The organism is Gemmatimonadaceae bacterium (assembly GCA_035533755.1).
Lineage (GTDB): Bacteria > Gemmatimonadota > Gemmatimonadetes > Gemmatimonadales > Gemmatimonadaceae > JAGWRI01.
Genome location: DATLTC010000090.1, coordinates 1 through 12,715 on the forward strand (window position 1 = coordinate 1; position 12,715 = coordinate 12,715).

Below are 12,715 nucleotides of genomic sequence, written 5' to 3' on the forward strand. Positions count from 1 at the left end.
CGTCTCCTCGAGCTTCACGTACTTGCCCGGGATGCCGGTGAACTGCTCGGCCACGGCGAACGGCTGCGACATGAACCGCTGGATGCGGCGGGCGCGGCCGACGATCTTCTTGTCGTCTTCCGAGAGCTCGTCCATGCCGAGAATGGCGATGATGTCCTGCAGCTCCTTGTAGCGCTGGAGGACCTTCTGGACGTCGGTGGCCACCTTGTAGTGGCGGGCGCCCAGATACTGCGGATCGAGGATGCGCGAGCCCGAGGCCAGCGGATCCACGGCCGGATAGATGCCCAGCTCGGTGATGGCGCGCGAGAGCACGACCGTGGCGTCGAGGTGGGCAAAGGCGGTAGCCGGCGCCGGATCGGTGATGTCGTCGGCGGGCACGTAGATGGCCTGCACCGAGGTGATCGAGCCGTCGCGCGTGGAGGTGATGCGCTCCTGCAGATCGCCCATCTCGGTGGCCAGCGTGGGCTGATACCCCACGGCGCTCGGCATGCGGCCGAGCAGCGCGGAGACCTCCGAGCCGGCCTGGGTGAATCTGAAGATGTTGTCGATGAACACGAGCACGTCGGCGTGCTCGCGGTCGCGGAAGTACTCGGCCACGGTGAGGCCGGAGAGGCCGACGCGCAGACGGGCGCCCGGCGGCTCGTTCATCTGGCCGTAGATGAGGGCCGTGGAGCCGAGCACGCCCGACTCCTTCATTTCGAGATAGAGATCGTTGCCTTCGCGCGTGCGCTCGCCCACGCCGCAGAACACCGAGCGGCCGCCGTGCCCCTTCTGCACGTTGTTGATGAGCTCCATGATCACGACCGTCTTGCCCACGCCGGCGCCGCCGAACAGGCCGATCTTGCCGCCCTTCACGAACGGCGAGATGAGGTCGATGACCTTGATGCCCGTCTCGAAGACTTCCGTCTTGGGCTCGAGGTTCACGAAGTCGGGGCGCTTGCGGTGGATGGGCCAGCGTTCGACGCTGTCGGGGATCGGTGCGCCGTTGTCCACCGGCTCGCCGAGCACGTTGAGAATGCGGCCGAGCGCCGCTTCGCCCACCGGCACCGTGATCGGGCCGCCGGTGTCGATCACGTCCATGCCGCGCACGACGGCGTCGGTGGACGACATGGCGACGGCGCGCACCTGATTGCGGCCGATGTGCTGTTGCACCTCGACGACGACGTTGATCTCGATGCCGTCGGAGGTGGTGTGCACACGGAGGGCGTTGTAGAGCTCGGGAAGCTTGTCGGCTTCGAACTCGACGTCGAGCACCGGTCCGATGACCTGGACGACCTTGCCGATGTTGGCGGGAGCAGCAGTAGTGGCAGACATGGCTAGCCCTGGAGAGCCGCAGCGCCGCCGACGATCTCGGCGATCTCCTGCGTGATCTGCGCCTGGCGGGCGCGGTTGTAGGTACGGCGGAGGATGTTGAGCATGTCGGTGGCGTTGTCCGTGGCGTTCTTCATGGCCGTGCGCTGCGCGCTCTGGAAGCCGGCCTCGTTCTCCACCAGCGCGCGATACACCACGTTGCGCACGTACGCCGGCAGGAGCTGGTCGAGGATCTCGTCGGCCGACGGGGAGAGCAGGTAGTCGCGCTGGACGGCACGGCCCGCGGGCGGCGCGACGGGAAGAATCCGCTCGCTCACCGCCGGCGTGGACATCACCGAGTTGAACTTGGAGTAGACCACGTAGAGCGCGTCGAGGGTGCCGGCGCCGAACGCGGCGCGCAGGCCGTCGACGAGTTCCGCGGCGTGGGTGGTGGTGGGCTTGTCGCCGATGTCGCTGCGGCTGGACGCGAGCGCGCGGCCCACGTACCGGAAGTAGCCGGCGCCCTTGCGCCCCACGACGTGCATGTCGATCGCCACGCCCTCGGCCTCGAGCCGACCGATGAGCGTGCGGGCTTCCTTGATCAGGTTGGCGTTGAAGGCGCCGGCGAGGCCGCGATTGGAGGTGATGAGCAGCACGGCGGCCCGCTTCACGTGCGCCGGCTGGCGCAGCAGCGGGAACCGGTCGGCCAGATCGGGTGAATAGAGGTCGGCGAGCACGTCGGTGAGCGCCCGGGCGTACGGGCGCGCCGCGTGGACGCGGTCCTGCGCCCGCTTCATCTTGGAGGTGGCCACCATCTCCAACGTGCGGGTGATCTTCCGCGTGTTCTCGACCGACTTGATGCGGCCTTTGAGCTCGCGACCCTTGGCCATGGGCTAGAGGCTCGCCGCGGTGAACGTGGCGGCGCCGGTGCCGGCCGTCTGCTTGTAGGCGGCGATGGCCGACTTCAGCTCGGCTTCGAGCTCCTTGGGCAGCGCCTTCTGCGTGCGGATCTTCTCGCCGATCTGCGGGTGGCTGGCCGACATGTACGCGTGGAAGCCGCGCTCCCACTCGCGGATGTGCGCGGTCTCGACGTCGTCGATGAAGCCGTTGGCCACGGCGTAGATGATCATCACCTGCTGCTCCACCGGCATCGGCATGTACTGCCCCTGCTTGAGCACTTCCACCGTGCGGGCGCCGCGCTCGAGCTGCCGCTTGGTGGCGGCGTCGAGATCCGACGCGAACGAGGAGAAGGCTTCGAGTTCGCGATACTGCGCGAGGTCGAGGCGCAGGCGGCCGGCCACCGACTTCATGGCCTTGATCTGCGCCGAGCCGCCCACGCGCGACACCGAGATGCCGACGTTGATGGCGGGGCGCACGCCGGCAAAGAAGAGGTCGGCTTCGAGGAAGATCTGGCCGTCGGTGATCGAGATGACGTTGGTGGGGATGTAGGCCGACACGTCGCCGGCCTGGGTCTCGATGATCGGCAACGCGGTGAGCGACCCACCGGGCTTGAGGATGGTCTTGCCGTCCACCACGCCCTCGTCTTCGCGCAGCTTGGCGGCGCGCTCGAGGAGGCGCGAGTGGAGATAGAACACGTCGCCCGGATACGCTTCGCGGCCCGGCGGACGGCGCAGCACCAGCGAGAGCTGGCGGTAGGCCGCGGCCTGCTTGGAGAGATCGTCGTACACGCACAACGTGGGCTTGCCCTCGTTGTACATGAAGTACTCGGCCATCGCGCAGCCCGTGTAGGGCGCGATGTACTGCATCGGGGCCGGATCGGAGGCCGTCGCGGCCACGATGATCGTGTACTCCATGGCGCCCGATTCCTTGAGGCGCTCGAGCACCGAGGCCACCGTGGACGCCTTCTGGCCGATGGCCACGTACACGCAGATGACGCCGGTGCCCTTCTGATTGATGATCGTGTCGATGGCGATGGCGGTCTTGCCGGTGCCGCGGTCGCCGATGATGAGCTCGCGCTGGCCGCGGCCGATGGGGATCATCGAGTCGATGGCCTTGATGCCGGTCTGCAGCGGCTCCTTCACGGGCTGACGGACGATGATGCCGGGCGCCTGCGACTCCACCTTGCGGGTGGTGGTCGCGGCGATGTCGCCGCGACCGTCGATCGGGCGGCCCAGGGCGTCGACCACGCGGCCGATGAGCGCCGGCCCCACCGGCACGTCGAGCACGCGGGCGGTGCGGCGGACGTCGTCGCCTTCGCGGAGTTGCAGGTAATCGCCGAGGATGACGGCGCCGATGTTGTCCTCTTCGAGGTTCAGCGCGAGGGCGGTGATCTTGTTGCCGGTCTCGGACGAGGTGATCTCGAGCATCTCGCCGGCCATGGCCTTCTGGAGGCCGTAGATGCGGGCGATGCCGTCCTTCACTTCGAGAACGGAGCCGACTTCCTCGACATCGAGCGAGCGGAGATCAGCAGCCTCGATCTCGCGGAGCAGAATGTCCTTGATCTCGCCGGGGCGGAGCGTGGTCTCGGTAGCCATACGGGATGGTCGAATGAGTGCGCTGAAAAATTGAGGGCTTAGCTTGTGAAAATTATCACAAGGCTGGGGGTGGTGCAAGGATCGGCGGACGCGCCGCGCGGGGGTTGGAACTCGGCGCCGACTTCGGTTCGCCCGGCGGCATTTGGATGCCGCCCCGCCGCCGGTTTCGCTCGACTTTACCCTCCATGGCGGGCGGACTCCGGGACCTCAAAGTGTGGCAGGAGGCGGTGGGACTCGCCGCCGACGTGATCCGCGCCGTGCGCCACGGCAACCGCCGCGAGATCAAGGTGGTGGCCGAGTCGGTGATGCTCACCGCGCTCGCCCTGGCCGAGCACGTGGCCGAGGGGTACGGGCGCTACACCGCCCCCGAGCAGCGCCAGCTCTACCGGGCGGCGCGACGCGACCTGCTGCGCCTCGAAACCCAGCTCGCCATCGCCCGCCAGGCCGACATCCTGTCGGCGGCGCACCTGGCCCAGCTCTCCAACCGGGCGCAGTTGGTGGCCCGGCTCCTGGGCGGCTACCTGGTGTATCTCGACCGCCAGCTCAACGGCGCCGCGCAGACTAGCCGCGACTCCTCGCATGTCCCCGGTTGAAGCGCTCGATCAGATCCACGGCGCGCAGGCGCGCCAGCGACGCCGGCCTGGTGCCGGCGATGCGCTGAGCGGTGCTCGACAGGTGCGACGACGAGGCGAATCCCAGCACGCGGGCCACGTCGCGCACGTCGTACCCTGGATTCTTGGAGAGCTCGGCGGCCGCGGTCAGGCGCACGAGGTCGATCACCCGCTTGAGGTTGGGAGCGCCGTCGGCGGAAAAGGTGCGGCTCAGGTGCTCCCGGGTCACGTTCAGCGCGCTGGCCAGCTCGGCGGTGCGCACCGGCCGGCCCGCGTGCTGCACCACGAACTGCCAGGCGTTCAGCTGGAGCGTGGTGGCGAGCCCGAGGGATGCCGGAGGCGTGGCCAGGGCGCGCGCGAATCGCGTCGTGTACGATTGGCGCAGCACGAGTTCGCGGATCGCGTCCTCATCCACGTCCTCCACCAGAACGTCGGCGAATTCGAGGGCGGCGCACTGGGCGAGCGTCGGTCCGTCCGACGCGCGCAGCGTGGTGAGGGCGAAGAACGGGACGCTGGGGAATTCGCGGGCGAAGCCGGCGGCGCGCCAGTTCTCCTCCTGCGCGGCGCCCAGGTCCACGATCGCGGCGTCGATGAGCTCCTCGCGGAAGGCGCGCGCGAAGTCGTCCACGTCGCGCCGCACCACCAGCCGCCAGCGGCGGCGCGGAAAGGTCTCGCGCGCCATGGCGCGGGTGCGCTCCCGCGGGGCATAGACCAGGATCGTGGGGGGCAACGGCGCCGGCGCGGGGTGCTCGAGCATGGCTCAGACGGCGGCGACGCGTGCCGCCACATTCTCGTTGGCGCGGCGCAGGATGTCGCGCGCATTGCCGTACGAGATGCGCGAATCGGCCTCGTCGAACTGCACCCATTGGCACGCCGTGATGCCCTCGGCGCGCTGCGGGCAGGTGCGGGTGGCGGCGGTCTCCATGAGGAAGAAGTGGCACACCTTGTGGATGAGCCGGCCGCGGAAGCGAAAGTACCAGTCGATGGTGTCGATCTCGCCCCGCACCTCCAGGTCTTCGAGCCCGGTCTCCTCGGTGACCTCGCGCAGCGCGGCGGCCTGGGGAAGCTCGCCGCGCTCGATGTGCCCCTTGGGAAAGCCCCAGTTCTTGTAGCTGTCGCGAATCAGCAGAAAGAGCGCGCGTCCTTCGTGGATCCGGTACACCACGCCGCCGGCGGAGGTCTCGAGCCTGGCGCGGGGGGGAGTCACGGCGCCACCGCCTCGACGGGTTTGGCGTCGGCGCCGTTGAGGGTAGCGCGCCCTTCGATGAACTGGCGGACGATGGGGTCGGTGGTCTGGCGGATCTCGTCCACCGTCCCGCACTGCCGCACCTTGCCCTCGTACAGCATGGCGATGCGGGTGCCAACGGTGTAGGCGCTGCGCATGTCGTGCGTGATCACCACGCCGGTGACGCCGAGGCGCTCGCGCAGGCGCACCATGAGCTGGTCGATGACCGCGCTGGTGACCGGATCGAGACCGGTGGTGGGTTCGTCGTACAGGATGTACTTGGGGCGGGTGGCGATGGCGCGGGCGATGCCGACGCGTTTGCGCATCCCGCCCGAGAGCTCGGCCGGGAACTTTTCGGGCACGTCGGCCAGGTCCACCAGATCGAGGGCTTCGTGGACGCGTTCGGCGATCTCGCGGTCGGTGAGTTCGCCCTGCTTGCGCAGGCCCATGGCGACGTTGTCGGCCACGGTGAACGAGTCGAACAGGGCGGCGAACTGGAAGACGTAGCCCACGCGAGCGCGGAGCTTGTAGAGTTCGCGGCGGGAGAGCTTGGCGACTTCCATGCCATCCACCCACACCTGGCCGGCGTCGGGCTCGAGGAGGCCGACGATGTGCTTGATGGCCACGGACTTTCCGCTGCCCGAGTAGCCGATGATGACGACCGTCTCGCCTTCGGGGACGTCCAGGGTGAAGCCGTCGAGGACGACTTTCTGGCCAAAGGATTTGTGGACGTCGATCAGACGGATCATGGGCGGCGGTGGACGGGATAAGAAATGTGATCGAAGGGCCGGGTTCCCGCAAACTGGCCGCCCGGGGGGAAAAAGGAATGGGCCGGCTTTCGCCGGCCCATGCCGAGGACTTTGCGTGTCGTTTTGCCGTCCTACCGTCCTACTCCCCTACCGTCCTACTATCTCAAGCGGCGAAGCTGCCCAGCGCCCTGCCCACGTCGCCCTCGCGGAGCCGCTTGAGCGCGCGGTCGCGGAGCTGGCGAACGCGCTCGCGGGTGACGCCGAGCATGGAGCCGATCTCCTCGAGCGTGTGTTCGCGGCCGCCTTCGAGCCCGAAGTAGAGGCGCAGCACCTTGGCGTCGCGCGGGGGAAGCGTGGAGAGCGCCTGCTCGATCTCGTCGGTGAGGAAGCGGTTCATGGCTTCCTCTTCGGTGTCGGGCATCTCGTCGGCCACGAAGCGTTCGATGAGCGAGCGATCGCCTTCGGGGTCCATGGGGGCGTCGAGGCGCACGTCGCTGGTGTTGAGCGCGGCAAGCGACTGGACGACGTCCACCGAGAGGCCGGTGAGGTGCGAGAGTTCTTCGGGGCTGGGCTCTCGATTGAGCTTCTGGCGGAGGATCTCCGAGGCCTTGATGATGCGCGAGAGGTCGGCGGTGCGGTTGAGCGGCACGCGGACCGTGCGCCCCTGGCGGGCGAGGGCCGAGAGGATGGCCTGGCGGATCCACCACACGGCGTAGGAGATGAACTTGACGCCCTGATCGGGATCGAACTTCCGCGCGGCGGTGAGCAGTCCGACGTTGCCTTCCCCGATGAGGTCGATGAGGGGGAGGCCGCGGTTCTGGTACTTCTTGGCCACGGAGATCACGAAGCGCAGGTTGCGCTTGACGAGTTCCTGGAGCGCATCCTGGTCGCCGGCGCGGATTTTCCGGGCCAGCTCGATCTCCTCCATGCCCTTGAGCAGGGGGTAGGTGCTGACCTCGTAGAGGTACTGGTCCAGAATGTCGCGCTCGGGCTCGTTAGGCGCGATGCCCGCCGGCGCGGTACGCCGACGGCGGCGCTTTACTTCGGTCATTGATATGCCTCGAACGGACTGCGTGTTGAATGATCTATGAGCTGCGGCGCGAGCGTCGCGGAGCTGGACTGCGCAAACGCGTGCCCGGTGGGGCACACGACCCCCATCTATAAATCGTGAGACAATGGAGGGCGACAAAAAATACCGAATTAACAGGGAATAGCCAGTCCCCTTCGTTGACACTCCTTATACGCCTGGATATACTTCGCGGTTCCTGACGACCCGCCGCCGAGGTGGGAAGTCCCCGGGGGCGTAGCTCAGTTGGGAGAGCGCTTGAATGGCATTCAAGAGGTCAGGGGTTCGATTCCCCTCGCCTCCATCGGCCCCAAAGCATCGGGGCTGACGGCCGGGCCAGAACGTACGAAGACAGGGCGCCCGGTGTTTGCGGGAATAGCTCAGTTGGTAGAGCACAACCTTGCCAAGGTTGGGGTCGCGGGTTCGAGTCCCGTTTCCCGCTTTCGAACATCGACACACTGAATGAACCGCTGAACGGGGGCGGAAGTTCCCGATCGCGGCGCGGGCGGTTAGCTCAGTTGGTTAGAGCGCCACGTTGACATCGTGGAGGTCACAAGTTCGAGTCTTGTACCGCCCATCACCCGTGGCGCCGAGAGGGCTACGGGTTTTTTGTGGCCATGAGACGGCGCGACGACGATCCGGCGCGGGGCCGGGACGAGGGGCGCGCGGCATGCGGCAGGCAGGGAATGGTTGATTACCCTCGGCGCGGCGGGTAATTTTGACGACTAGGCCTTTTGTGCGTGGGCCTTTGCGGTTCGAGTGGCGGCGTCGCGCCCATAGCTCAATTGGATAGAGCATCTGACTACGGATCAGAAGGTTGGGGGTTCGAGTCCCTCTGGGCGCATGCACGATGTTTTCGAGTGGATCGGCGGGCACGCAGGTGATCGCCGCGCGGGGTTACGAGAAGTCTCTAGCCACACATCGGGGCGTAGCTTAGCCCGGTAGAGCGCCTGCTTCGGGAGCAGGAGGTCGCTGGTTCGAATCCAGTCGCCCCGACTGACCGCATCATTCGGCATCCGGCCGATGCGAAACGACCGATCAGGAACGCCTGATCGGTCGTTTCGTTTGTCATCCGCCCGGTTAGGGCCAGTGCGGCGCGCACCAGCCGCCGCCCGGTCGCTCATCAGGATGGCGGAGTCCGCGTTCCGGACGCCCAGGGGGACTGTCAGGAATTCTGTGTATGAGCCATATCCTGAGGGCACTTCGCGCACTCGAACCCGAATCCACGGACGCCATCGTCCGCATACCATAAGTTAGAGGACCACACCATGAACGCGATCGTCGCTCTGCTGGCAGGTCTGACACTCTCCGCGTCGCCGGCGCCCAAGGGCGCCGCCATCCCCATCCGTCCGGTGCCCAACGGTCTCGCGCTCACGCCGCCCATGGGATGGAACAGCTGGAACAGGTTCGGCTGCAACGTGAGCGACAAGCTCATTCGGGGCATGGCCGACGCGATCGTCTCCACCGGCATGCGCGACGCGGGCTACCAGTACGTGACGATCGACGACTGCTGGCAGGTGGCGCGCGACGCCGACGGCACGATCGTGGCCGACTCCGCGCGCTTCCCGCACGGCATCAAGGCATTGGCCGACTACGTGCACTCCAAGGGCCTCAAGTTCGGCATCTACACCGACGCCGGCCGCCGCACCTGCCAGGGACGTCCCGGGAGCTACGGCCACGAGGACCAGGACGCGAAGACGTACGCGTCGTGGGGCGTGGACTACGTGAAGGTGGATTGGTGCAACGCCCAGGGGATCGACGCCCCCGCCCAGTACGCCAAGATCCGCGACGCGCTGGAGCACTCGGGACGCCCGATCGTGTTCAGCATCTGCGAATGGGGGAGCAACCAGCCCTGGAACTGGGCCGACACGACCGGCAACCTGTGGCGCACGACCGAGGACATCTGGGACAGCTACGCGAGCATGGTGTCGAATGTCGATCTCTCCATGCAGTACTGGCACTCGGCGGGCCCCGGCCACTGGAACGACCCCGACATGCTGGAGGTGGGCAACGGCGGGATGACGCCCACCGAGTACCGGGCGCACTTCAGCCTGTGGGCGATGATGGCGGCGCCGCTGATCGCCGGCAACGACATCCGCGCGCTGGAGGACACCACGTCGCGCGAGGCGCGGACCACGCGCAGCATCCTGCTCAACAACGAAGTGATCGCGGTGGATCAGGACTCGCTCGGCGCGCAGGGGATGGTGGTGCAGAACTATCCGCCCGAGCTGCAGGTGTGGGTCAAGCCGCTCAAGGATGGCTCCAAGGCCGTGCTGCTGTTCAACCGGGCGTCGGTGCCCAGCGCGATCACGGCGGACTGGGGCCGCGTGGGCATCAAGACCAAGGACGCCGCGGTGCGCGACCTCTGGGCCCACAAGGACATGGGCGTGGCCGAGCGGCACTACACGGCCACCGTGCCCTCGCATGGCGTGGTGATGCTGCGGGTGACGCCGGTGGCGGGAAGCTGATCCGATCGGCTAACGCACCACTCGCGCGGCCTGGCGAGAGCGTCTCGGCTGCCGGCCACCCAGAAAAAAGGGGGATCGGATTCAACGGATCGAACGGATGCTCCGGATACAAACTCTTGAAGGTGTTTGATCTGGAGCATCCGTCCCATCCGGAGCATCTGATCAAGGCTTTAGCCGGAGCATCCGCTTCCAAGAAGGCGAGACCCGGAGCGTCACTGCTCGGAGCCGAACCGGAACACCGTCTCGGAGTGGAACGTCTGTCCCGGCCGCAGCACGACCGACGGGAAATTGGGATGGTTGGGCGAATCGGGGTAATGCTGCGTCTCGAGCGTGAAGCCCGCCCGGTGCCCGTACACGCCCCCGATGCCGGAGAATGAGCCGTCGAGGAAGTTGCCGGTATAGAACTGCAGCCCGGGCTGCGTGGTGTACGCATCCAGCGTGCGGCCGGTGGTCGGCTCGACCACCCGCGCCGCGTGGACCAGACTGGTGGTATCCGCGCGGTTGAGCACGAAGTTGTGGTCGTACCCGCCCGCGAACTTGAGTTGCTGGTTGGCGGCGTTGATGCGCTGGCCGATGCCCGTGGGCGCCCGGAAGTCCAGCGGCGTGCCCGCCACCGCCTCCACCGCGCCGGTGGGTATCATGGTCGAGTCGATGGGCGTGATCGAATCGGCGTTGATCATCACGAGGTGGCCGAGGATGTCGCCGTGGCCCGCGCCCGCGAGGTTGAAGTAGCTGTGGTTGGTGAGGTTGAGGATGGTCGGCTTGTCGGTCGTGGCCTCGTAGTCGATGACCAGCGCGTCGCTGCTGGTGAGCGCGTAGGTGACGCGCACCTTGAGCGTTCCGGGATAACCCTGGTCGCCGTCGGGGCTGGTATGGGTCCACACCACGCCGACGCTGGTGTCGTTGGTGAACGGCTCGGCGTTCCAGATCACCTTGTCGAACCCCACGAGCCCGCCGTGGAGCGCGTTGGGGCCGTTGTTGATGGCCAGGTGATACGTCTTGCCGTCGAGGGTGAACGTGCCCCTGGCAATGCGATTGGCAAAGCGGCCGACGATCGCCCCGAAGTAGGGGGAGAGCTTCACGTACTGTGACAGGCTGTCGAACCCGAGCACGATGTCGGCCACCTTGCCGCTGCGGTCCGGCGTGCGGATGGACTGGATGATGCCGCCGTAGTCCAGCGCCCGCACCTCGATGCCGTGGGCGTTGGTGAGCGTGAACACGTGCACCGAGTCGCCGTTGGCGAGCACGCCGAACGGCGCCCGGGTGACGGTCGCGGCCGCGGCAGCGCCTGGTGAGGTCTTGGACATGCAACCCGCCTGGAGGATGAGGAGCGCGACGGCCGCGAGCGCCGCCCGATTGGCGGACATGCCCCTGGACGCGCGGAACGAACGAGAGATCGACATGCGGAATCTCCTAATGGATGCCGGCGCGTTCTTTGGCCGCCGCGATGACGGCCGCCATGACGTCGCGGTGCTTGGTGAAGGTGTCGTCCACGATGTTGAGCGTGGGAATCGCGTCGGGCGCCAGCGAGAGCGTCCGCGGATCGAAGCGGCCGAACCCCGACTCGTGCACGCCGCTCGATCCGCGGCCCGGCGCCGGGTGGCTCAGGTGCTGGAAGAATCGCGCGTAGCGCTGCACGTCGTCCTTGAACAGCCCGCCGCCCCCCGACTGATAGAGCGGGATGAACTCCAGCAGCCCGTCGTAGTGCATCTCGCCACAGGCGAGCACCTTGGGGTAGCGCCGCCGCAGATCGCCCACCATGCGGCGCATGCCGCCGTGCATGTCGGCCTTGGGGTTGTTCACCCAGCCGCCGGCGATGTCCAGAAAATAGGCGTCCACGCCGTAGCGGTCCACGCAGTCGGCGATGCGGCCGGTGAGCCACTCGCGCCACGAATCCACGCCCAGGTTCATGTACGCCAGCCAGCCTTCCTGGTGGCGATCGTTGTCCCAGTCCACCCAGTTGAGATCGAGTTCGTCGCCGTCGATCTTGGCGGTGAGTCCGTCGGCGATGCCGGCGTACATCGGCAACTTCTTGTTGGCGGCGTTGGCCCCGAACATGGGCATCATATGGAAGCCCAGCCCCTGCGCCTCGTGGATCAGCCGGCGGAAGCCCGCCTCGCCGCCCATGCGATCGGAAGCGCGATACAGCGGGTAGTCCCAGTAGTAGCGGCCGTCCCACGCCGAGATGAAGGTAAGCACGCGGCTGGCGGGAATCTGCGTGGCCGTCCACCGCAGGATCTCCAACATCTTCGCGTAGTCGTTGAAGATGTAGCCCGAGTAGTGCTGGCCGTTGAGCGTGAGCACGAGCGCCGTGTCGCGCAGCCACGCGGGCACGTCGGGGCGCGTATCGAACGGCTGGAGGTTATACGCACGCGCCAGGTGCTCGTAGTGCGCGTGGATCACGGCGGCCGGGTCGGCGGCGCGGCCGAACCGCCAGGTGGGCACGACGAGCCTGGTCTCATTGCGCCAGCCGTCTTCCTCGAAGATCGCCTCCACGCGGTACCCCGACTCGCCGGGCTGAAAGTAGAACCGCTTGGTGCGCACCTGGTGGTCGAGCGACTGCAGATAGAAGTATTCGGTGTCGCTCTGCTTCACGAGCGCCAGTGGCGTGCTGAGCCCGCCGGCGCCGCCGGGCCCGAACAGGTCGCCGCCGCTGAACGGATAGCCGAACAGCAGCTCGTCGTCGCGCGGATCGAAGAACGCGTAGCCGGTGGAGATGTGGCCGCGCGGAACGCCGCGCACGATCGTCGTCACGGTCTTGATGGGCTGCCCCATCTCCGCCGTCACGTCCACCGTCACCGCGTCGCCGTC

11 protein-coding genes and 5 tRNA genes are annotated in these 12,715 nt (G+C 67.3%); 7 read left to right on the plus strand and 9 right to left on the minus strand.

Translation table 11 applies throughout. The annotated features are described in order from the left end of the window. The 3 genes from atpD to atpA all read right to left on the minus strand — a co-directional run. Positions 1–1,314: F0F1 ATP synthase subunit beta (gene atpD, locus VNE60_12765; GenBank protein ID HVB32394.1), on the minus strand; the 1,314-nt coding region annotated here is incomplete at its 3' end. A gap of 2 nt (positions 1,315–1,316) precedes the next feature. Beyond that, on the minus strand, positions 1,317–2,180 hold the full coding sequence (gene atpG, locus VNE60_12770) for an ATP synthase F1 subunit gamma (GenBank protein HVB32395.1): 864 nt from the start codon (positions 2,178–2,180) through the stop codon (positions 1,317–1,319). Positions 2,181–2,183: 3 nt separating this feature from the next. Continuing rightward, positions 2,184–3,785, minus strand: coding sequence for a F0F1 ATP synthase subunit alpha (gene atpA / locus VNE60_12775; protein ID HVB32396.1), 1,602 nt, complete (start codon positions 3,783–3,785; stop codon positions 2,184–2,186). 185 nt (positions 3,786–3,970) lie between these two features. Here atpA and VNE60_12780 point away from each other — a divergent pair, with 185 nt between their 5' ends. Continuing rightward, positions 3,971–4,378 carry a four helix bundle protein gene (locus VNE60_12780; protein HVB32397.1) on the plus strand — a complete coding sequence of 136 codons (408 nt, stop codon included), beginning with the start codon at positions 3,971–3,973 and terminating at the stop codon, positions 4,376–4,378. On the opposite strand, the gene VNE60_12785 is transcribed toward VNE60_12780, so the two are convergent. The 4 genes from VNE60_12785 to VNE60_12800 form a co-directional block, all read right to left on the minus strand. After that, the gene (locus VNE60_12785; protein ID HVB32398.1) at positions 4,347–5,153 is read right to left on the minus strand and encodes a helix-turn-helix domain-containing protein; all 807 of its coding nucleotides are present in this window, start codon (positions 5,151–5,153) and stop codon (positions 4,347–4,349) included. The two genes, VNE60_12780 and VNE60_12785, sit on opposite strands and share 32 nt — an antisense overlap. 3 nt (positions 5,154–5,156) lie before the next feature. Beyond that, a complete protein-coding gene (locus VNE60_12790) occupies positions 5,157–5,603 on the minus strand; it encodes an NUDIX hydrolase (GenBank protein HVB32399.1) in 447 nt (148 codons plus the stop codon). Beyond that, positions 5,600–6,370, minus strand: a complete 771-nt coding sequence (locus tag VNE60_12795; GenBank protein ID HVB32400.1) for an ABC transporter ATP-binding protein — start codon at positions 6,368–6,370, stop codon at positions 5,600–5,602. The genes VNE60_12790 and VNE60_12795 overlap by 4 nt, the downstream gene beginning before the upstream one ends. A gap of 163 nt (positions 6,371–6,533) precedes the next feature. After that, positions 6,534–7,421, minus strand: a complete 888-nt coding sequence (locus VNE60_12800; GenBank protein HVB32401.1) for an RNA polymerase sigma factor RpoD/SigA — start codon at positions 7,419–7,421, stop codon at positions 6,534–6,536. Between the two features lie 246 nt (positions 7,422–7,667). Between VNE60_12800 and VNE60_12805 the strand changes: the two genes are divergently transcribed. From VNE60_12805 to VNE60_12830, 6 genes are all read left to right on the plus strand, one after another. After that, a tRNA-Ala gene (locus VNE60_12805) sits at positions 7,668–7,740 on the plus strand. Between the two features lie 65 nt (positions 7,741–7,805). Then, positions 7,806–7,878: transfer RNA gene (locus VNE60_12810), tRNA-Gly, on the plus strand. A gap of 61 nt (positions 7,879–7,939) precedes the next feature. Next, positions 7,940–8,013 (plus strand) — tRNA-Val (locus VNE60_12815). A 193-nt stretch (positions 8,014–8,206) separates the two neighbouring features. Further along, positions 8,207–8,280, plus strand: a tRNA-Arg gene (locus VNE60_12820). 78 nt (positions 8,281–8,358) lie between these two features. Beyond that, positions 8,359–8,432: transfer RNA gene (locus VNE60_12825), tRNA-Pro, on the plus strand. Positions 8,433–8,704: 272 nt separating this feature from the next. Next, positions 8,705–9,904 carry a glycoside hydrolase family 27 protein gene (locus VNE60_12830; GenBank protein ID HVB32402.1) on the plus strand — a complete coding sequence of 400 codons (1,200 nt, stop codon included), beginning with the start codon at positions 8,705–8,707 and terminating at the stop codon, positions 9,902–9,904. Positions 9,905–10,116: 212 nt separating this feature from the next. On the opposite strand, the gene VNE60_12835 is transcribed toward VNE60_12830, so the two are convergent. After that, entirely contained in the window at positions 10,117–11,307 is a 1,191-nt protein-coding gene (locus tag VNE60_12835; protein ID HVB32403.1) for an aldose epimerase family protein, read from the minus strand. Positions 11,308–11,317: 10 nt separating this feature from the next. Next, positions 11,318–12,715: hypothetical protein (locus VNE60_12840; GenBank protein HVB32404.1), on the minus strand; the 1,398-nt coding region annotated here is incomplete at its 5' end.

Excerpts from the sequence above, each read along its gene's own strand:
- atpG (HVB32395.1), bottom strand. The coding sequence starts at position 2,180 with ATGGCCAAGGGTCGCGAGCTCAAAGGCCGCATCAAGTCGGTCGAGAAC.
- atpA (HVB32396.1), bottom strand. The coding sequence starts at position 3,785 with ATGGCTACCGAGACCACGCTCCGCCCCGGCGAGATCAAGGACATTCTG.
- VNE60_12780 (HVB32397.1), top strand. The coding sequence starts at position 3,971 with ATGGCGGGCGGACTCCGGGACCTCAAAGTGTGGCAGGAGGCGGTGGGA.
- VNE60_12785 (HVB32398.1), bottom strand. The coding sequence starts at position 5,153 with ATGCTCGAGCACCCCGCGCCGGCGCCGTTGCCCCCCACGATCCTGGTC.
- VNE60_12795 (HVB32400.1), bottom strand. The coding sequence starts at position 6,370 with ATGATCCGTCTGATCGACGTCCACAAATCCTTTGGCCAGAAAGTCGTC.
- VNE60_12800 (HVB32401.1), bottom strand. The coding sequence starts at position 7,421 with ATGACCGAAGTAAAGCGCCGCCGTCGGCGTACCGCGCCGGCGGGCATC.
- VNE60_12830 (HVB32402.1), top strand. The coding sequence starts at position 8,705 with ATGAACGCGATCGTCGCTCTGCTGGCAGGTCTGACACTCTCCGCGTCG.
- VNE60_12835 (HVB32403.1), bottom strand. The coding sequence starts at position 11,307 with ATGTCGATCTCTCGTTCGTTCCGCGCGTCCAGGGGCATGTCCGCCAAT.